The organism is Nonomuraea sp. LPB2021202275-12-8 (genome assembly GCF_037044575.1).
Lineage (GTDB): Bacteria > Actinomycetota > Actinomycetes > Streptosporangiales > Streptosporangiaceae > Nonomuraea.
This window is the reverse complement of sequence record NZ_JBAHWD010000025.1, coordinates 84677-101990: the sequence shown is the minus strand read 5'-3', so window position 1 is coordinate 101990 and position 17314 is coordinate 84677. Positions and strand designations below refer to the sequence as shown.

The window sequence follows — 17314 nt, the reverse complement described above, 5'->3', positions numbered from 1 at the left end:
TCCTCGGGTGAGGCGGCATGCGCGTAGCGGATCACGGTGTTGTGGCTCATCCCGAGTTGGCGGGCGATGGCTCGGGGGGCAGAGAGATTTGGAACGGAATCCGGCGTTAACGGGGTTCCCGCTGGTCGGTGAGCCCCTGCTATCTCCCGGTTGCAGAGGAGGCTCGCGCCCAATTCCGGTCGATCTCACAGCGCGACTTTGATCTACGCCGTGTGACGGTAAGTAGCGGTTGGTAACGGTTGTGTTGCTCTGATGACGCTGTGTCTTTTGGGTCGTACGTTGCGTGCATGCCTGTCGACTTCCTGAGCGACTCAGAAGCGGCGAAGTACGGCCGTTACGACGGTCCGCCCTCCCGGGCTGAGATGGAGAAGATCTTCTTCCTCGACAATGAGGACCTGGCCCTCATCAAGGGGCATCGAGGCCGGCACATCAGGTGCGGCTTCGCTCTCCAGCTCGTGACCGTTCGCTACCTGGGGTGCTTCCTGGCTGATCCGCTGGAGGTTGCCGAACGAGGTCTTGGACGTCGTCGCCGCCCAGTTGGGGATCGAGGATCCGTCCTGCGTGAAGCGTTACACCGAGCGGGACAAGACGCGGCTGGAGCACACCTGGGAGATCGCCAAGGCGTTCGGGCTGAAGGACTTCGCCTCCGGTGAGGCAGAGCTGGCGGGCAAGGTGCGGGCGCACGCCTGGAACACCAGCGACGGCCCGACTGCGTGCTTCCAGTACGCGGTGCGCTGGCTGCGGCGAGAACGACGTGCTGCTGCCCGGGATCAGTACGCTGACCCGGCTGGTGGCGCGCGAGCGGGAACGCGCCGCGCCACCGCTATCCGGCTTCCGGGTCAATTCTGTCCGTGTTGCTGCGTGGGACGTCGGGGCCCCGAATAACTGCCCGGCCTCCGCTCAGTGCTTTCCGCCAGCTCTTCCGCCAGTGCTTCCGCTCAGCTCTTCCGCTCACTCAGGACGCAGAACTCGTTGCCTTCCGGGTCGAGGAGGGTCACCCAGTGCTGCTCGTCCTGCACGGTGTCGAGGCGCCGGGCACCGAGGGAGAGCAGCCGGGCGACCTCGGCCACCTGGTCGTCGGGGCGGAAGTCGGGGTGGAGCCGGTTCTTCGACGTCTTGCCCTCGGGGACAGGCACGAAGAGCAGCCCCGGCATCCGGTCCGGCTCAGGCCGGATCTCGATGATCTCCTCAGATTCGTCGACCACAACCCAGCCGAGAGCCTCGGCCCACCAGCGCCCGAGAGCGACAGGGTCGGCGGAGTCGACGATGATCTGTTCCCATTCCAGTGCCATGGGCTTGAGCATAGACAAGACCGGCGGCCCGGCCCGCAAGGGGTCGAGCCGAGCTACGAGCACAAGCGGCCAACGGTCGATCATGTTCGTGACCGCGGAAGTACGGCTGGCCCCGAGTCGTACGGCGGAGCTCGAACCCCCTCGACGTTGCAGCAGGCCAGAGCGCTCAAGATCCACCCATGGCCGGAATTCCCGTCTGGACGGCGGAGTTGCCGCCGCCGACCACCACGACGCGTTGCCCGGCGTAGTGCTTGGGGCTGCGGTAGCCGGCCACGTGCAGGGCTTGTCCGGTGTAGCCGTCCTGGCCGGGCAGGGCGGGGATGTAGGGGTTGCCGAACGAGCCGCTGGCCGCGATCACGCCCATGACGCGCAGCGTCTCCCCGGCGGCGGCGTGCACCAGGAAGCCGCCCGCGCCGTCGGCCTCGACCGCGGTGACACGGACGCCGGTGCGGATCTCGGCGTCCAGGCTGTCGGCGTAGCGCTGCAGGTAGGCGACGACTTCGTCGCGGGTGGGGTAGCGATCGTTATCTTAGGTTCTTGACCTCTTCTCGCAGGTCAGAGCGATATGATCTTGTCAGGCACGTAAGGCACGTTGACCGGCTCTGAAGGCATGTTGCGCCGAAGGCGTGCCCGGGTGTTCGGCGAAGGCGGGCCATGGCTGAGGCGTAGGCGCGTTGGCTGCGTCGCGGCATGGCCAGGAAGGCGGCCGCGGCGAGAGGTGACCTGCCGCCGCGCAACGCGGTGATCTTCGGTGCCGCCCTCATGCCGGTCGCCACGTCGGTACAGCGTCCGGGCGCGATGTACCGGATAACGTGCCCAAGTCGCGCAGCGGCCAGGAGAGTGGAACTCGGCGGCTGAGGGAAGCCGTGCCACGCATAGGCGACCAGGCCGGCAGCGCCCAGGGCGAACCTGTGCCAGGGTCCCCAGCCCATGCACCGGGACCAGCTCAGGATGAGCAGCGTCATCGTGGCGTAGAGCGTGAGGTAGAAGCCGACCGTGATCCACGCGGGCACGATGGACTCCAGCTTGATCCCCACCATGGCGAGCAAACTGGGGAGCCAGAACGCCAGCCCGGCCGCGATGGTGATCGCGAAGACGGTCCACGGGCTGGGCGGCGTGGCCGGGAGGAGGGGGCGGCGGAATCGAACGGACAGGAACGCGGCGATGATCAGGGCGACGACCGTGATCAGCGTCCAGGTGATCTGAGCGGCCGACAACGGGTAGATGGCCGCACCTGCCATGGCGATGGGCACCGCGCCGCCTAGCAGGAACAGGACGGCTGACACGGTGAGGCCGACCTTGGCCCGACATAGTCGGGATCGAACAGCGAACGGGTGAGCAGGCCCTCCTCGATCACGGCATAGGCGAGCCCGAGCAGGATGACCCCCGGCCACCCCAGCCGCCATCGGCGGGCGACCTCACGGATCAGCAGCGCGCCACCGCCATAGAGCGGAATCAGCCCGATGATCATCGGTAGGGCGTTGATGGCGATGTTGCCCAGCAGATACTCGCCGACCAGCGGCGCGAGAACCAGCAGGCCAAGTGCCGGAAGAATGCGTTTGAACACGTCTAACCTCACCGGTTGTAGAGCCTGCGTGCCCACAGATAACTGACCAGGGCGATGCCCGCGCTCCACACCGCCGCCTTCAGGAAGCTGGACCCGGCCGGACGCCCGGCCAGCCCGGTGGCGCACGCGTCGACCGGGCGGTCAGCCGGGTGCCGCCGGGGCACCGACGAGCGACGCTCGGATCACGACGCGGCGTAGTCGGCGAGCGAGGGCTCCAGCATGCCGAAGGCGCTGTCCGCCTCCGCGGTGACGGTGGCGGAGATCCGGGCGTTGTCCTGGCCAGCGAGGGTGAGTTCCTGAATGCGCTGGAACAGGGTGCGGTGCACAGCGCCGAGCAGGGCGGCAGCGGCGCGGGGGGTGATGTCGTCGCGGGTTGCGCCGGTGGCCTCGGCCAGGGCGTCGGCCAGGGCTGCCTCGCGCAGGTCGTGCAGGTCGCGCAGGCGGGCGGAGAGGGTGGGGCTGGTGGCGATCATGCGGGCGAAGTCGGGGCCGGAGAACCCGGCGACCGGTTCGGTGGCCGCGGCCGCGTCGCTGAAGGCGCGGCGCAGTGCCGTCAGGGCCGACTCACCGGCCTGGCGGTCGGTCACGGTGCGGGCCAGGGAGGCGATGAAGGCGTCCTGGTGGTCCAGGGCCAGGTCTTCCTTGCGCGGGAAGTAGTTGGTCACCGTCTTCTTGGCGACCCTCGCGGAGGCGGCGATCTCGGCGATGGTGGTCGGCTCGAAGCCCTGGGCGAAGAAGAGGCGGGTGGCGTGGTCGGAGATGAGCTGCCGGGTCTCCTGCTTCTTCGATTCCCGCAGGCCGGCAGGGGGTGCGGACGAGGTGGCGTCAGTAGTCATGGAGCAATCTTATATCCGTAGCACTTTTATGTTGACACCCCTGAGGGATCCGGGGTAAGTTTACGTCCGTCGCAAGATTTTTACGAGAGGACCGAACTGAAGTGCCGATGCCGAACCCCGCCTCACGCCCCTCCGCATTCCGGCCGTCAGGTCCGACCCCGGCCGAGCGCGACGGCCGCACCCCCGCACCGCCCCGCGGCGACCGGCGCCCGCCCGTCCAGGCGCCCCCCGCACGCGCCCGACGGGTTCCCTCGCCGGTCTGCAATCTGCCGCGCCGCTCCGGCTACTGACCCGCACCCGACCGGCACCCCCAACTCCCCCTCCCGGAAACCACTGAGGAGAAACACCTTGCAGATCACCGCCTCCACCGTCTCGCTCACCGTCGACGACGTCGCCGCCTCCCAGCAGTTCTTCACCACCCACCTCGGCTACACCGAGCAGGCCGCCGCCGACGGCTTCGCCTCCCTGACACGCCAGGATGCGGCCGTCGACATCGTCCTGCTCGCCCGCGGCAACCAGGTGCTGCCGGCCGACCAGCGCGACCAGCACGCCTCCGGCCTGATCCTCGCCTTCACCACCGCCGACATCCAGGACGAGGAGAAGCGGCTGCGCACCGAGGGCGTGAAGATCACCATGCCGCTGCGCGAGGAGCCCTGGGGCGAGCGGCTCTTCCAGATCGCCGATCCCAACGGTGTCGTGGTCCAGTTCGTCGAGTGGACGACGCCGGACGCCTCCTGATCACGCGACTGCGGCCAGCAGGGATCCGCCTCTACCTGCCCGTCACCGACATGAAGCCGCTGCCGTACGCGCTGGTGTGGCGGCGATGCGGAGAACGACCTCATCCGCGCCCTCGCCGGCGTGGCCCGTGACGTGGGACCACTGCCGTGTTGAGACCGTCAACCAGCGGTTAACGATCGTTGCGGTCACCGCCGTTGATTCGCGGTACGGCCCGACGTGATGCTTGGTCCATCCCAAGCACACGCTCATAGGGAGGTAGAGCGGGATATGTCATTTTCTGGTGCTGTGACGTGAACATCGCCTCTTCCGCCGTGTCCCTGACCGTCGCCGACCCGCCCGCTTCCAGCCGGTTCTTCACCATCCATCTCGGCTTCCGCGAGATCCTGGCCGGCGAGGAGTTCATCGCGCTGGGCCGTGACGACGGGGCCGTCGACCTGGTCCTGGTCGAGCGCGACCTCGAGCGATGGCAGCCGGGACAGGGGCTGGCGGACCTGATCGTGGTGTTCACGGCAACCGGCCTCGCCGCCGAGTACGAGCGGCTGCGCGGCGAAGGCGCCCCCATCACCATCCCGCTCCGGCGGGAGCCGTGGGTGAGCTGCTGATGCAACTCGTCGACCCCAACGGCGTGAAGATCCAGCTCACCGAGTGGATCAGCCCCATCACGCACTGACTCCCGGGCCGTGTCAGCGGCCGCGTCAGCGTGGGGACAGCCCGCTACAGCGCGGTCGGCGATGGTGGATGACACCAGCGTCCGTCCGTTCACCTGACTAACGATTTCTGAAGGAGTGCATCACCATGTCGATCACCTTTTCCGAGCAGGACAAGCTCACCCTGCGCACCGCCGCGTGGGGCGCCGTCTCGCTGATGTCCGCCGCCGGCGCCGCCGGCTCGGCGCACAAGGCCGCCACCGAGGGCTCCATCGCCCTGATCTCCGCGACCGGGCCGGTCGGGCACGTGCTGGCCAAGGCGCCCACGGGCGTGAAGTACGGCAAGACGGTGGCGGAACTGGCGGACCAGGTGCTGCCCGCGCTGACCGCGTCCATCAGCTTGCTTCAGGAGCGTGATTCGGCCGAGGCCGACAATTTCCGCCGCACCGTCCTCGTCGCCGTCGAGGCCTCCACCCGGCCTCAGCATGGCGAGCCCGGCCCCACCATGGCGGAGATGGCCCGCAAGATCACCGAAGCCCTCGACGTCGTCTCGGCCGCAGCCGGGCAGGACCGCCCGGAGCTGCAGAAGGTCATTCAGGAGATGGCCGATTCCGGTTTCACCGGGGTGTCGCTGCGCGTGCACGACGAGCGGGGGGAGTGGACCGGCAGCGCCGGGGTGGCCGAGCTGGGCGGGATCGAAGCTCCGCCGGTCGACGGACACGTCCGGATCGGCAGCAACACCAAGACGTTCACCGCCACCGTGGTGCTGCAACTGGTGGCCGAGGGCCGCATCGGGCTCGACACCCCGGTGGACGACTACCTGCCCGAGCTCGGGCTGGACCGGCGGATCACGGTGCGGATGCTGCTGCAGCACACCAGCGGGGTGTTCAACTTCACCGGCGAGGTCTTCGAGGACGGCACGTTCGTGCCGGGCATCCCCGCCACCATGGCCGGCAAGGAATGGGTGGACAACCGCTTCCACAACTACCAGCCCGAAGAGCTGGTCCGGCTGGCGCTGTCCAAGCCGGCGCGGTTCGAGCCGGGCACGGACTGGAGCTACGCCAACACCAACTACGTGCTGGCCAGGCTGCTGATCGAGAAGGTCACCGGCCGCCCGGTGGCCGAGGAGATGCACCGGCTGATCCTCGGGCCGCTCGGCCTGACGGGCACCATTCAGCCGACCAGCGAGACGGACATCCCCGCCCCGCACGCCCACGCCTACTACCGCTATGAGGAGGACGGCCAGACCCGGACGGTCGACGTCACCCGCCAGAACCCCTCCTGGATCTCCAGCGGCGGCGACATGATCTCGACCACCCGGGACCTGCACACGTTCATCTCCGCGTTGGTCGGCGGCAAGCTCCTGCCGGCCGAACTGCTGGCCGAGATGTGCACGCCGGAGTCCAAGGCCGGCTACGGGCTGGGCGTGTTCGTGCAGGAGACACCGGGCGGCGGCACCGTCATCACCCACAACGGCGGCATGGCCGGCCACGCCGCGCTGCTGTACAGCACCCCCGACGGCAGCAAGACCCTGACCGCCACGCTCAACTACGTCGACGACGCCACCATGTCCTTGGGAGCGGCCTTCCAGCAGGCCACCCAGCGCCTGGTCGCCGAGGTCTTCGGCACCGAATAGCCCGTACCGGCTCAATAGCCGCGGCCGAGCACCACAACCACGCCCGGGACGTGCCGGGCGGCGAGCTGACGGGACACCCGGCCGCCTACCGGCCTCCCCACTCCCGCATTGCCCGGCGAACTGTTCGCCGTGAGCACGACACTGAAGACGAGGAACCATGAAGACCCAACCCCTACCGGCGACCAAGGTCCTGCGGCGCGTAACCGTCACGGCGCTGTCGGCCGCGCTGCTGGCCGCAACGGCCACCCCCGGGCCGGCCACCGCGGCCAGCAGCGTGACCGTGCCGGCGGCCGCTGCCGGGCAGGACCGCCCCGACCTGCGGAAGGCCATGCAGGCGTTCGTCGATGCCGGTTTCACCGGGGTGCAGTTGCGCGTGCACGATGAGCGGGGCGAGTGGGCCGGCAGCGCCGGAGTGCGCAAGCTGGGCGCGGCTGCCAAGCCGCCCACGAACGGGCGGTTCTGGACGGGCAGCGTCATCAAGACCTTCGTCGCGACCGCGGTGCTGCAACTGGTGGCCGAGGGCAAGCTCGGGCTGGATGCCCCGGTGGCCGGCTACCTGCCCGAGCTCGGCCTGGACGGGCGGATCACCGTGCGGATGCTGCTGCGGCACACCAGCGGCTTGTTCAACTACACCGGCGACTTCGACCCCGACGGGACGTGGGTGCCGGGCATCTCCGCCGCGGGCAAGGACTGGCTGGACAACCGGTTCCGCAGCTACCAGCCCGAAGAGTTGGTCCGGCTGGCGCTGGCCAAGCCGGCCCGGTTTACCCCGGGCACCGACCAGAGCTACGCCAACACCAACTACAGCCTCGCCGCGCTGCTGATCGAGCAGGTCACCGGCCGCACCTACGCCGAGGAACTGCAGCGACGCATCGTGCGCCCGCTCGGTCTGAAGGGCACCATGGTGGCGGGCGACCGGACGCGGCTGCCCGGCCCGCACGCCCACGGCTACTACCGCTACCAGGACGCCGCCGGCAAGAAGCAGGTAGCCGACATCAGCCGCCAGAACCTCTCCCTGCTGGCCGGTGCCGGTGACCTGATCTCCACCACCCAGGACCTGCACACCTTCATCTCCGCGCTGAACGGCGGCCGACTCCTGCCCGACGCGCTGCTCGCCGAGATGCGCACACCGCACCCCAAGATGGGCTACGGCCTCGGGCTGTTCGTGCAAGACCTGGGCCCCGGCTGCGGCACCGTCTACCAGCACAACGGCAGCCCCCCACACGGCTACGGGACGCTGATGTACAGCTCGCCCGACGGCAAGACGACCGTGACCGGCTCGGTGACCTGGGTGGACGAAGCCACCAGGGGACCGGCGGCGGCCGACTTCCAGAAGCTGGTCGACACGCTCGCCAAGGACGTGTTCTGCAGCGGACAGGCCAAGCCGGCTCAGTAGACGCGGCCGAGCACCGCAGGGTAACGCCTGTTGAGGGTGAACTCCTTGCGCTCGTACCTCAGGGTGAGCGCGAACCGGGCCACGCCGAGCTCGCCCAGCTCGGCGTGGCCGATCCACCTGCGCGTCCCAGGGCCGGGCAGGCACAACCGATCGACGACCGCGTCGGGGACGAAGCTGGCCTACGGGGTTGCTTGCCCGGCCTGGCGTGCCTAGTCGCAGCCTCCGCGGCCGACCACTGTCATGCCCACCAACATGCAGCGCCGACTCACCCGTGTTGAGCACTCCAGGCAATGGCATCGAACTCGGCCATTTCGGCCGAGGGGCAGGACCCGCCGCAAATTTACTTCCACGAAAGGTCGTGGGCCTGTCCGGAGAGCGCGGCGCGCCGGGATCAGCTCCGGGCTCGGGCACGAGCGCGTCTCGGCGATCACCGCCCGAGAACTCCTCCCGAGGACATCGCCGCCGCCTACGTTGAAGACCTGTGACAAGGGCTCGCCGCACAAACCGCACAGCTGCACGGCGTCAGCTTTCAGCTGTGGTCGTACTCCGGTGTCACCACGACGAACGCGCCGGCCGCCGCCAGTCACGACCCCGCCGGAGGCGCCTCGGTAGGACGCCTCCGGCGTTGCTGCCGCTCCTGACGCGTGCCTGATTCTCCTGGCGGCGCGCTGGCTACACGAGCGTCCCGCCGGAGACGTCCAGGTGGTGCCCGGTCACGTACCGGCTGTCGTCCGAGGCCAGGAAGGCCACCGTGTCGGCGACGTCCTCCGGCGTGCCCAGCCGGCCCAGCGGCGACAGGGATGACAGCCAGGCCAGCGCCTCGCCGACCAGGCGGCCCTGGTGCATGTCGGTGTCGATGACCCCGGGCGCCACGGTGTTGACGGTGATGCCGCGTGGCCCCAGTTGCTTGGCGAGCGTCGAGGTGAGCACGTCGAGTGCCGCCTTGGACATGGCATAGTCGATCGCCCCGGGCATGACCATGCCTCGCGTCAGCATTGTACCGATCGTGATGATCCGGCCGCCGTCTCGCAGCCGCGGCAGGCCGAGCCTGGTGATGAAGAACGGGGCCGTGGTGTTGACCGCGAACAGCCGCTCGAAGCCCTCCCGGGTCACGCCGTCGATCTCGGCCTGGCCGCCGAGGATTCCCGCGTTGTTGACCAGGATGTCCAGGCCGTCGGCGTGCGCGTCGAACGCGGCCCACAGTGCTTCGGCGTCTCCGGGCACGCCCAGCTCGGCCTGGACGGCGAAGGCCTGCCCGCCTGCCGCTTCGATGGCCGAGACCGCGTCCTTGGCGGCCGTGTGGTTGCTGCCGTAGTGCACCGCGACCCGGGCGCCCTGTCGTGCCAGCCGGGTGGCGATGGCCCGGCCGATTCCCCTGCTCGCGCCGGTCACCAGCGCTGTCTTGCCGGTCAATGTCGTCATGATCATGCCTTTCTGTTAAACGGTGTAGGGGGTGGTGGCCTTGGCGTCCCGCAGCACGCGCGCCCACCACGTCACCTGGTCCAGGAGGGTCTTGGCGGCCATGGCGGGCCCATGCTGGTCCTTGGGCTGTCCATCGCTGCCGAAGCACTCCCACACGCCGTGGAAGCTGATCGTGTCTCGCGTGGTGACGGCGTGCAGCTCGGCGAAGACCGCGCGCAGATGCTCCACCGCCCGCAGGCCTCCCGACAGGCCGCCGTAGGACACGAACGCCACCGGCTTGGCGTGGAACTGCGCGTTGTGCCAGTCGATCGCGTTCTTCAAGGCCGCCGGGTAGCTGTGGTTGTACTCCGGGGTCACCACCACGAACCCATCGGCCGCATCCAGCCGCGGCGTCAGACCGCTCAGAGCCGCCAGCACCTGCTCCGACGGCGACATGGACGGAGCGGCCGCACCCAGTTGCACCTCCGCCAGATCGATCACATCGACCTCGATGTCAGCGCGTTGCGCCGCCTCGCCGGCGAACCAGGTGGCCACGGTCGAGCCGATGCGGCCCTCGCGGACACTGCCGACGATGACGGCCAGCCTCAGCTGCCTATCGGACATGGTGTGCTCCATTCATCTGCGCGGCCTCTTTCAGGGCCACGAACAGCGTGTTCTCGCTCTGGGATCCAGTCAGCGGGGGCAGTGCCTGAATCAGGAAGACCGGTACGCCGGTGATGCCGAGCCGGCGTACCCAGTCGAGCTGGGCGTGCAGTTCGCCGGTCGGCACGCCGTCCATGACGACACCGACCTCGGCGGCCAGCCGGGCTAGGGTGCCGGGGTCGCCGATGTGCAGCCCGTCGGTGAAGTGCGCGCGGAAGAGGCGTTCCACCATCGGCTCGGCCTTGTGCTGGAGGGCGGCGCTCGCGATGAGCCGGTGCGCCTCGAAGGTGCCGGTGGCGATGGCTTTGCCGTACTCGAACCGCAGGCCCTCCAGTGCCGCGCGCGCGGCGAAGGTCGCCGTGCCGGCGGCGGCCTCGGGACCGAAGGTCTGCTCCAGGACGGCGAGCAGCGGCTGCCCTTCGGTGGAGGCGCCAGGGGCGAGTTCGAAGGGCAGGAACTGGGCCGTCACCTCGACGCCCTCGCTCCGGAGCCGGTCTGCCGCGCGGATGAAGCGGCTGTAGCCGAGGTAGGAGTGCGCGCAGATGACGTCCAGGACGATCTGGGCGTGCACGCTCTGTCGTCTGTTCGGCATGCGGGCCCTCACGCTGCCGCGGTGGCGGGCTCGGCGGGGGTCCGGTCGCGTAGCGGGACCTCGCGGATGAACCAGGAGAGCGCGAACGCGATGACTCCCAGTGCGGCCGCGCCGAGGGCCATGGCATGGATGCCGCTGGAGACGGCGAGGTGCGCCGCTTCCCGCACGGGTGCCGGGAACCGCTGGAGTGCCTGTGCCGTCAGCTGGCCGGAGACGATCCGGTTGCCGGTTTCGGTGCCGAGGCGGTCGATGAGCGTGTCCTGCAGCCGCGCGGTGTACAGGGCGCCGAGCGCGGCCACACCCAGCGAGGCCCCCATGGTGTGCCACAGGGTGACCGAGCCACTGGCCGCTCCCATGTCACGCGGCTCGGCGCTGTTGACGGTGATGATCGTGGTGCTCTGCATCAGCAGGCCCACTCCCATGCCACTGATCAGAGTGAGCCCCGAGGCGAGTGCCAGGTTGGTGCCGGGTTGCAGGACGAGTAGCACGAGCATGCCGGCGGTGAGGGCGGCGCCGCCGAGGATGGGATAGATCCGGTAGCGGCCGGTGCGGCTGATGAGCTGGCCGGTGCCGATCAGCACGGCGACCATGCCGAGCATCGAGGGCAGGATCAGCATGCCGCTGGCGATCGGTGAGGCGCCCTGCACCAGCTGCATGTACTGGGGCAGGAAGGTGGCCGTGACCACCATGCCGACGCCGCTCACGAAGCGCACGATCTGGGCGAGGGTGAAGTTGCGGTCGGCGAACAGCCGCAGCGGCACGATCGGCTCGGCGGCGCGCCGCTCCACGTACACCAGCGCGACCAGCGCCACCAGCCCGGCCAGAACCAGCGCGATGATCGGGCCAGAACCCCAGGCGTACTGCGTGCCGCCCCAGCTCGCGACCAGACTCAGCGCCACCAATGCGACGGTCAGCAGCAGGGCCCCCAGGTAGTCGATCCTCGCCTTGATCCGCCGCGGCTCCAGCCGTACGGCGGTGCCGATGAGCAGCAAGGCGGCGGCCCCGATGGGGAGATTGACGTAAAACGCCCAACGCCAGCTGAACTGCTCGGCGAACAGGCCGCCGAGCAGCGGTCCGGCGATGAAGGCGATGGGCATCATCGTCCCGAACAGCCCCATGAGCTTGCCGCTCTGCCGCGGCGGCACCAATTCGGCGATGAGCGCCAGGGCGCCCACTATCAGGCCTCCCCCGCCCAGCCCCTGCACCGCCCGGAAGCCGACGAGCTGGATCATGTCCTGCGACATCCCCGACAGCCCCGACCCCAGCAGGAACAGCACGATCGCGGCCATGTAGACCGGCTTGCGCCCGTACAGGTCACCGACCTTTCCCCAGATCGGCGTCGAGGCGGCCATGCAGATCAGATAGGCCGTCGCCACCCAGGAGAAGTACTCCAGACCACCGAGATCTCCCACGATCACCGGCAGGGCGGGTCCGAGCATCATGCCGTCCAGCGGGGCCGTGATCATGCCAAGCATCACTCCGATCAAGCCCGTACGAAGAGATAGGTCCACACTTCCTCCATTCGCGTACCCTGTACTCGAAATGAACCATAACCATTCAGGTACGATGTACGCAAACGGAGGGAGAGTGGCAGATGCCTGACGAGAAACCGACCAGCATTTGGATGCTCCCGGAACGTCAGGAGCGTTCCGGGCCCGGGCGACGGCCCGGCTACAGCCGGGAGCAGATCACCCAGACGGCAGTCCAGGTCGCCGACGCCGAAGGGGTGGAGGCCACGACCATGCGCCGGATCGCGTCCGAACTGGGCACCGGCGCCATGTCGCTCTACCGCTACGTGCCGAAACGCGATGACCTGCTCGATCTCATGATCGACATGGTGATGGGCGAGATCGAGCTCCCCGATCGGCCGTCCGGCGACTGGCGATCCGATCTCTCGCTGGTCGCCCATCAGACTCGCGCCGCGGGCCTACGTCACCCCTGGCTGATCACGCTGCTCACCAGTCGGCCGACCCTGGGCCCCCACCTGCTGCGCGTGCACGAGTTCGCGCTCGGCGCACTCGACCGGCTTGGCCTCGACATCGACGACATCAGCAGCTTCGTCGGCATGCTGAACGACTACGTCTACAGCGCGACCCGCCGCGAGATCGGCTGGCTGGAGGAGGCCCGCCGTACCGGCCTGGACCCGGAACGATGGAAGCGGGACTACATCGGGCCGTACGTGCGACAGATCGTCGAGTCGGGCGCCTATCCGCTGTTCACCCGATCCGTGCTGGAATCCAGGACCGCGCACCTCCCTCCCGCGGAGCGCTTCCAGTACGGGCTGGATCGCCTGCTTGACGGGATCGGCGTGCACATCACATCAGACATCTCTCGTTGATCGAGATGGACTCGCCTCCCGATCTCTCCAACAAGCTGCGGGCGGCCGAACTGCCCTCGTACGCGAGCACATCTCACGCGTCGAGGGCGCCCTCGACGCAGAGCGACTACTGGCCGCTATGGAGCTGACCAGGCAGGAGCGCGAACGCGTACGGGACTTCCGCCGGCCCGGCCTCGTCCTTCTTCCGCGCACCGCCGAGGAAGTCCGCGCCGCGCTCCGCCTCGCCGACACCCAGGGCGTGCCGCTGTCAGTGCGCTCGGGCGGGCACGGCACGGCCGGCGGCTCGACCAACGACGGCGGCATCATCATCGACCTCTCCTGCCTGGGTGGCATCCGCGTTCTCGACCGGGACCGGGCCAGGCCAGGGATCGGCTTGCCGATCGGCCGCAGCGTGGTCGTGTCTCGGACCTGGACCAGGCCCTCCCGGCCTACACTCAGCACAACCTTCCGGCCCTTGACCTCGCCGATCGCGACCTCAGTGACGTCAAAGTGGCCCTTCGGGTCGCTCTGGATCGGGGGCTTCGCCTGCGAGGTGGCCGCCTGCGTGATCGGCGCCGCAGTGCGCAACTGACCTGGGGGAACCCCGTTCCAAATCTCTCTGACCCCCGTGACCTTGGCGGCCTTGAGGGAGTCGAGCTGGGTCTGCAGCTGAGCACTGGACATCCACGTTCCGGCCCCGCCAGAAGCTCCTCGCCATAGGGCGGTCCGAGGAGACTGCTGCGCCCGGGATCGAAAATCTGTAGTGACTGGGGTAGACATTCGTTGCGGTTGGGGCTAGTGTTTCTGACATCGCAAGGAACGGATCCACGAGGGCGGCACACGAGATACCGGCGTCACGACGAGCCGCCCGGACGAGCGTGGATAGCAGGAGTGACCGGCAGAAGGTCGGACGTGTAGGGCCAGGCAGTTGATGGGGCCCGACGCGTGGACGCGCTGCCAAGCGGCCATACGGGCCGTAGCAATACCCGCAGAAGTAACCGGCAGAAGGTCGGACGTGTAGGGCCAGGCAGTTGATGGGGCCCGACGCGTGGACGCGCTGCCACATGCAGTACGGAGTGATCGGCAGAAGGTCGGACGTGCAGGGCCAGGCAGCTGACGGGGCCCGACGCGTGGACGCGCTGCCGTGGCGGCCATCGCAGGTCGTCCATGTCATGGAATCAGAAGATGCACAGATAGCGAAGGGAGTGTTGAACGCCATCAGGATCGCCCGCCACCGGTGGAGTTTCGCCGGGCGGGTACCGCAGCTCCACAGACGGGAAGGTGGTCTACGGTCACGCTTACGCGATCCCCGCATCCCCGCCCTCAGCGGGCGGCTGTTGCGGAAACGGCAATTCGGCCTCTTGGCCGGTAGATGGTGTTACACAACCTAGTTGCGGGCCCCGGCGCATCATGGCGCCGGGGCCCTCGTCCGCGTTCGGGAGGTTACATGGATCAAAAATCGACAGCGTTGGCCACCGGGCCTGATAGCAAGCCCAAGGCCACAGCCGCTACTTCCACGCTTGCATCGAGCGCCGCTTACGGCGACAAAGCCCAAGCCCGCATCCTGGCCCGCTCCGACACGGCGGCGGATGCCGGCGCCGAGGCCAAACTCGACGATGAGGACTACCCCGCCTACAGCATGGGCCGGGCCGCGGAGATCCTGGGTGTCAGCGCGGCTTTCCTGCGCAGCCTGGGCGCCGCCAAACTGATCGAGCCGCAGCGCTCCAACGGCGGCCACCGCCGCTACTCCCGCTACCAACTGCGCCTGGCGGCCAGGGCCCGCGAACTGGTCGACCAGGGCACCGCTCTCGAAGCCGCCTGCCGGATCATCATTCTGGAAGACCAGCTCGCCGAGGCGCTGCGCATCAACAACTCCCGCGACCGCCCGGCCGATGACTAGCTGTTCACTCCTGACGCGGCCTTCACCACAGCGAAGCTCCCGCGGAGGCCATCGTCATCTTGGGTAATGGGTCTCTTCTCGCAGGTCAGAACGATATGATCTTGTCAGGCCGGTCCGCGGGCGCCACCGGGCCAGGCACCGAATCGGTGAGCGGCGGGTTGAACACGATCGTCTCTGAGCTCGGCGGTGCGCAGGTCACGTCCAAGGGGCTGGCGGAGGCGGCGGTCGCGCCGAGCAGGCAGGTGGCGGTGAGCAGGGCAGCAGCGAAGAGACGGGCGATGCGGAGCATGGGATGCGCCTTTCTGCGGCCGATGTGTCGGCGGCTCGACATGGGAGCTTGAGACCGACCCTGAACGCCGACCTCGATACCCACGTCATCCGCGCAGCCGAGCACCTAGGCATCGACGACGGCACCCAGTGGCCCGAGGTCGAGGACCGCTATCGGTCCGCGCCCTGTACCGACGTGACCAGGCACTGCCCTACGACCTGCCGCCCACGGCAGTAGAGCGCGCCGAGGACCGCTGGGATGCCGCCACGTGGGCGGAAAACGTACTGGCCGACCCTCACACCCTCATCCTAGAAATCGGCACCATACGCGACATCGACGATCCGATCGACGACCCACACGAGCGCGCGGTGCTGTGCGAGCTGACCATCTGCAGCACCACGAGGGAGCCGCTGCTGGACACGCTGATCAACCCGACGTGGCCGTGGCTCCCGGCCAAGGACCTCGCCAAGCAGCAGGTCACCGACAATCAGCTGCGGGCCGCGCCGACCTTCCACCACCTCCGTCCCACGGTGGCCGATCTGCTGCGCGGCCGCCGTGTCGTGTGCCTGGACCGCGCCCGCATCTACGGCGTGCTGTTCAGCGAGCTGGAATGGTGCGCCGGGGGCGTCTGTGATGCCAACGGCGCGCTACGGGGTGAGCACCAGGACATGCTCACCAGATTGAGCACCGTCCGCTTCGCCTGCCTGCGCCTGGCCCGGTCCCGATTCGTCGGTGCCGGGGACAGCCGATGCCGCCCCCGGCTCGTTGAGGGGATCAGTGAGCCCACCCGAGCATCCGATCGCGCACACGCGGCCCTGAACATCCTCGGGGACAGACCAAGTACGAGAGAAAGGGACAGTCATGTCGCTGACCAGGGCGATCACACAGCCCCGCCCAGCGTGCCGCACGGCCACGATGGGTGTGCTCCGGAGCTGACGATGGCCCGACGCGATGCGCGGGCCATTCGTCGTGGTGGCGGGTCGATGGTGTCTCAGGCGATGGCGGGCTGGAGGAGTTCGATCTCGATGGTCAGCACGCCGAGGGCTTCCTTCTCGGGGCCGTAGATGCGTCGGATGTTGGCCAGTTGCTGTTCGCGGGGGTTCGTCGGCGCCCATCCCATCGACGAACTGGAGCACCTCAAGACGCTGCCCTCCCGCCTATCGGCCGACCACCTGCACCAGCTGACCATGCGCGGCGCCCGCCGGCCGGGCCACCACCCGCATCACCCGCGCTGGCCAGGACCGGCGGCGCCATCAGGTCGTCCCGGTCGGCCAGCCGGTCGAGGCGCAGCGCAACGTCCGCCGCGACGGCTTCATCACCGTTGCCGGCGGCACCTTCCACGTCGCCGCGACCATGCTGGGCAGCGCCTCACCGTCCGGCTGGACGGGCACCTGATGCACGCCATCAGCCAGGGAGCGCTGGTGGCCACCTGGCCTTGTCCCGTGCCCGCCGACCAGCTGGCATCGATGCGCGGCGCCCAGGCCGCGGCCACCCCGCTGCCGCCCCCGCCGCTGTCGGCCGGGTCCACCCGGGTGCAGCGCCGGGTGGGCCGGGACGGCCGGATCATGGTGGGCAACCAGCGGATGAAACTTGGCAAGGGCAACGCTGGGAAGATCGTCACCGTGGTGATCGAGGACACCTACTTCCGCATCCTGCACGGCGAAGAGGAGATCGCCACCCGACCCCGCAGGAACACCGCTCCGATCACCCAACTGAAGGTCCACGCCCGCCACTCCAACCCGGGCGAGCCGTCCAACATGTCCTGAGACCTTCGTCGCCGCCCATGCACGCTGAAGATGTCAAGCATGTCCAGAGCGCACCCGGCCAAGGAGGTCGTGAGACCCCACAATCAGATCGCCCAGCGCGGCATGGACGGCGGCCCGCCGCTCCACATCATTTATCTCAGCCACAATTGACTCAATTATGGCTGGGATATCGTGGAAGGCAATCCGGTGATGTTGGCCTCTCCTCGCCTACGCTCAGCGGCTTTCCCCGGCTCGCTCAGGATGGCCGACGTTTGGGCGCACGACGGCAGGACCCGGGGAACCAGCGGGCCGTGCA

General features: G+C 68.7%; 22 protein-coding genes and 2 pseudogenes. 11 read left to right on the top strand and 13 right to left on the bottom strand.

What is annotated here, in order from left to right; genetic code table 11:
• Positions 1 to 287 precede the first annotated feature (287 nt).
• Both V5E28_RS49730 and V5E28_RS34455 read left to right on the top strand, forming a co-directional pair.
• Positions 288 to 494 (top strand): annotated as a pseudogene (locus V5E28_RS49730) (DUF4158 domain-containing protein); the annotation flags it as partial.
• Positions 495 to 516: 22 nt separating this feature from the next.
• Positions 517 to 885: a DUF4158 domain-containing protein gene (locus V5E28_RS34455; RefSeq protein WP_442945912.1), complete on the top strand. Its 369-nt coding sequence runs from the start codon at positions 517 to 519 to the stop codon at positions 883 to 885.
• Between the two features lie 53 nt (positions 886 to 938).
• On the opposite strand, the gene V5E28_RS34450 is transcribed toward V5E28_RS34455, so the two are convergent.
• From V5E28_RS34450 to V5E28_RS34425, 6 genes and pseudogenes are all read right to left on the bottom strand, one after another.
• A complete protein-coding gene (locus tag V5E28_RS34450; protein WP_336213257.1) occupies positions 939 to 1292 on the bottom strand; it encodes a VOC family protein in 354 nt (117 codons plus the stop codon).
• A 166-nt stretch (positions 1293 to 1458) separates the two neighbouring features.
• Positions 1459 to 1803: pseudogene (locus V5E28_RS34445) on the bottom strand (NAD(P)-binding domain-containing protein); the annotation flags it as partial.
• A 13-nt stretch (positions 1804 to 1816) separates the two neighbouring features.
• Positions 1817 to 2578, bottom strand: a complete 762-nt coding sequence (locus V5E28_RS34440; RefSeq protein WP_336213255.1) for a hypothetical protein — start codon at positions 2576 to 2578, stop codon at positions 1817 to 1819.
• Positions 2554 to 2859 (bottom strand): hypothetical protein, encoded by a 306-nt coding sequence (locus V5E28_RS34435; protein ID WP_336213254.1) that lies wholly within the window; start codon positions 2857 to 2859, stop codon positions 2554 to 2556. Before V5E28_RS34435 ends, V5E28_RS34440 begins: the two co-directional genes overlap by 25 nt.
• Positions 2860 to 2867: 8 nt before the next feature.
• Complete coding sequence (locus tag V5E28_RS34430; RefSeq protein ID WP_336213252.1) at positions 2868 to 3023, bottom strand: hypothetical protein; 156 nt, start codon at positions 3021 to 3023, stop codon at positions 2868 to 2870.
• A gap of 18 nt (positions 3024 to 3041) precedes the next feature.
• A complete protein-coding gene (locus V5E28_RS34425; RefSeq protein ID WP_336213251.1) occupies positions 3042 to 3695 on the bottom strand; it encodes a TetR/AcrR family transcriptional regulator in 654 nt (217 codons plus the stop codon).
• A gap of 348 nt (positions 3696 to 4043) precedes the next feature.
• Here V5E28_RS34425 and V5E28_RS34420 point away from each other — a divergent pair, with 348 nt between their 5' ends.
• The 4 genes from V5E28_RS34420 to V5E28_RS34405 all read left to right on the top strand — a co-directional run bounded on the left by V5E28_RS34420 (position 4044) and on the right by V5E28_RS34405 (position 8112).
• Complete coding sequence (locus V5E28_RS34420; protein ID WP_336213249.1) at positions 4044 to 4433, top strand: VOC family protein; 390 nt, start codon at positions 4044 to 4046, stop codon at positions 4431 to 4433.
• A gap of 290 nt (positions 4434 to 4723) precedes the next feature.
• Entirely contained in the window at positions 4724 to 5035 is a 312-nt protein-coding gene (locus V5E28_RS34415) for a VOC family protein (RefSeq protein ID WP_336213248.1), read from the top strand.
• A 193-nt stretch (positions 5036 to 5228) separates the two neighbouring features.
• Entirely contained in the window at positions 5229 to 6716 is a 1488-nt protein-coding gene (locus tag V5E28_RS34410; protein ID WP_336213247.1) for a serine hydrolase domain-containing protein, read from the top strand.
• A 157-nt stretch (positions 6717 to 6873) separates the two neighbouring features.
• Positions 6874 to 8112: a serine hydrolase domain-containing protein gene (locus tag V5E28_RS34405; protein WP_336213246.1), complete on the top strand. Its 1239-nt coding sequence runs from the start codon at positions 6874 to 6876 to the stop codon at positions 8110 to 8112.
• Here the strand turns inward: V5E28_RS34405 and V5E28_RS34400 are convergent.
• From V5E28_RS34400 to V5E28_RS34380, 5 genes are all read right to left on the bottom strand, one after another.
• Entirely contained in the window at positions 8106 to 8258 is a 153-nt protein-coding gene (locus V5E28_RS34400) for a hypothetical protein (protein WP_336213244.1), read from the bottom strand. The two genes, V5E28_RS34405 and V5E28_RS34400, sit on opposite strands and share 7 nt — an antisense overlap.
• A 526-nt stretch (positions 8259 to 8784) precedes the next feature.
• Complete coding sequence (locus V5E28_RS34395; RefSeq protein WP_336213242.1) at positions 8785 to 9534, bottom strand: SDR family oxidoreductase; 750 nt, start codon at positions 9532 to 9534, stop codon at positions 8785 to 8787.
• Between the two features lie 15 nt (positions 9535 to 9549).
• Positions 9550 to 10137 carry an NADPH-dependent FMN reductase gene (locus V5E28_RS34390; protein WP_336213241.1) on the bottom strand — a complete coding sequence of 196 codons (588 nt, stop codon included), beginning with the start codon at positions 10135 to 10137 and terminating at the stop codon, positions 9550 to 9552.
• Positions 10127 to 10768 (bottom strand): DsbA family protein, encoded by a 642-nt coding sequence (locus V5E28_RS34385; RefSeq protein WP_336213239.1) that lies wholly within the window; start codon positions 10766 to 10768, stop codon positions 10127 to 10129. Before V5E28_RS34385 ends, V5E28_RS34390 begins: the two co-directional genes overlap by 11 nt.
• 8 nt (positions 10769 to 10776) lie before the next feature.
• Positions 10777 to 12234: an MDR family MFS transporter gene (locus V5E28_RS34380; protein WP_336213237.1), complete on the bottom strand. Its 1458-nt coding sequence runs from the start codon at positions 12232 to 12234 to the stop codon at positions 10777 to 10779.
• 128 nt (positions 12235 to 12362) lie between these two features.
• Between V5E28_RS34380 and V5E28_RS34375 the strand changes: the two genes are divergently transcribed.
• The 3 genes from V5E28_RS34375 (at position 12363) to V5E28_RS34365 (ending at position 14985) form a co-directional block, all read left to right on the top strand.
• Entirely contained in the window at positions 12363 to 13106 is a 744-nt protein-coding gene (locus V5E28_RS34375; RefSeq protein ID WP_336213236.1) for a TetR/AcrR family transcriptional regulator, read from the top strand.
• 118 nt (positions 13107 to 13224) lie between these two features.
• The gene (locus V5E28_RS34370) at positions 13225 to 13677 is read left to right on the top strand and encodes an FAD-binding oxidoreductase (RefSeq protein ID WP_336213234.1); all 453 of its coding nucleotides are present in this window, start codon (positions 13225 to 13227) and stop codon (positions 13675 to 13677) included.
• A gap of 1047 nt (positions 13678 to 14724) precedes the next feature.
• Positions 14725 to 14985 carry a helix-turn-helix domain-containing protein gene (locus tag V5E28_RS34365; RefSeq protein WP_336211117.1) on the top strand — a complete coding sequence of 87 codons (261 nt, stop codon included), beginning with the start codon at positions 14725 to 14727 and terminating at the stop codon, positions 14983 to 14985.
• 85 nt (positions 14986 to 15070) lie between these two features.
• Here V5E28_RS34365 and V5E28_RS34360 read toward each other — a convergent pair whose 3' ends face one another.
• Positions 15071 to 15274: a hypothetical protein gene (locus V5E28_RS34360; protein ID WP_336213232.1), complete on the bottom strand. Its 204-nt coding sequence runs from the start codon at positions 15272 to 15274 to the stop codon at positions 15071 to 15073.
• 128 nt (positions 15275 to 15402) lie between these two features.
• Between V5E28_RS34360 and V5E28_RS34355 the strand changes: the two genes are divergently transcribed.
• The gene (locus tag V5E28_RS34355) at positions 15403 to 16317 is read left to right on the top strand and encodes a hypothetical protein (RefSeq protein ID WP_336213231.1); all 915 of its coding nucleotides are present in this window, start codon (positions 15403 to 15405) and stop codon (positions 16315 to 16317) included.
• 189 nt (positions 16318 to 16506) lie between these two features.
• On the opposite strand, the gene V5E28_RS34350 is transcribed toward V5E28_RS34355, so the two are convergent.
• On the bottom strand, positions 16507 to 16653 hold the full coding sequence (locus tag V5E28_RS34350; protein WP_336213230.1) for a hypothetical protein: 147 nt from the start codon (positions 16651 to 16653) through the stop codon (positions 16507 to 16509).
• Positions 16654 to 16674: 21 nt separating this feature from the next.
• Between V5E28_RS34350 and V5E28_RS34345 the strand changes: the two genes are divergently transcribed.
• Positions 16675 to 17019 (top strand): hypothetical protein, encoded by a 345-nt coding sequence (locus V5E28_RS34345; protein WP_336213229.1) that lies wholly within the window; start codon positions 16675 to 16677, stop codon positions 17017 to 17019.
• Positions 17020 to 17314: the final 295 nt, after the last annotated feature.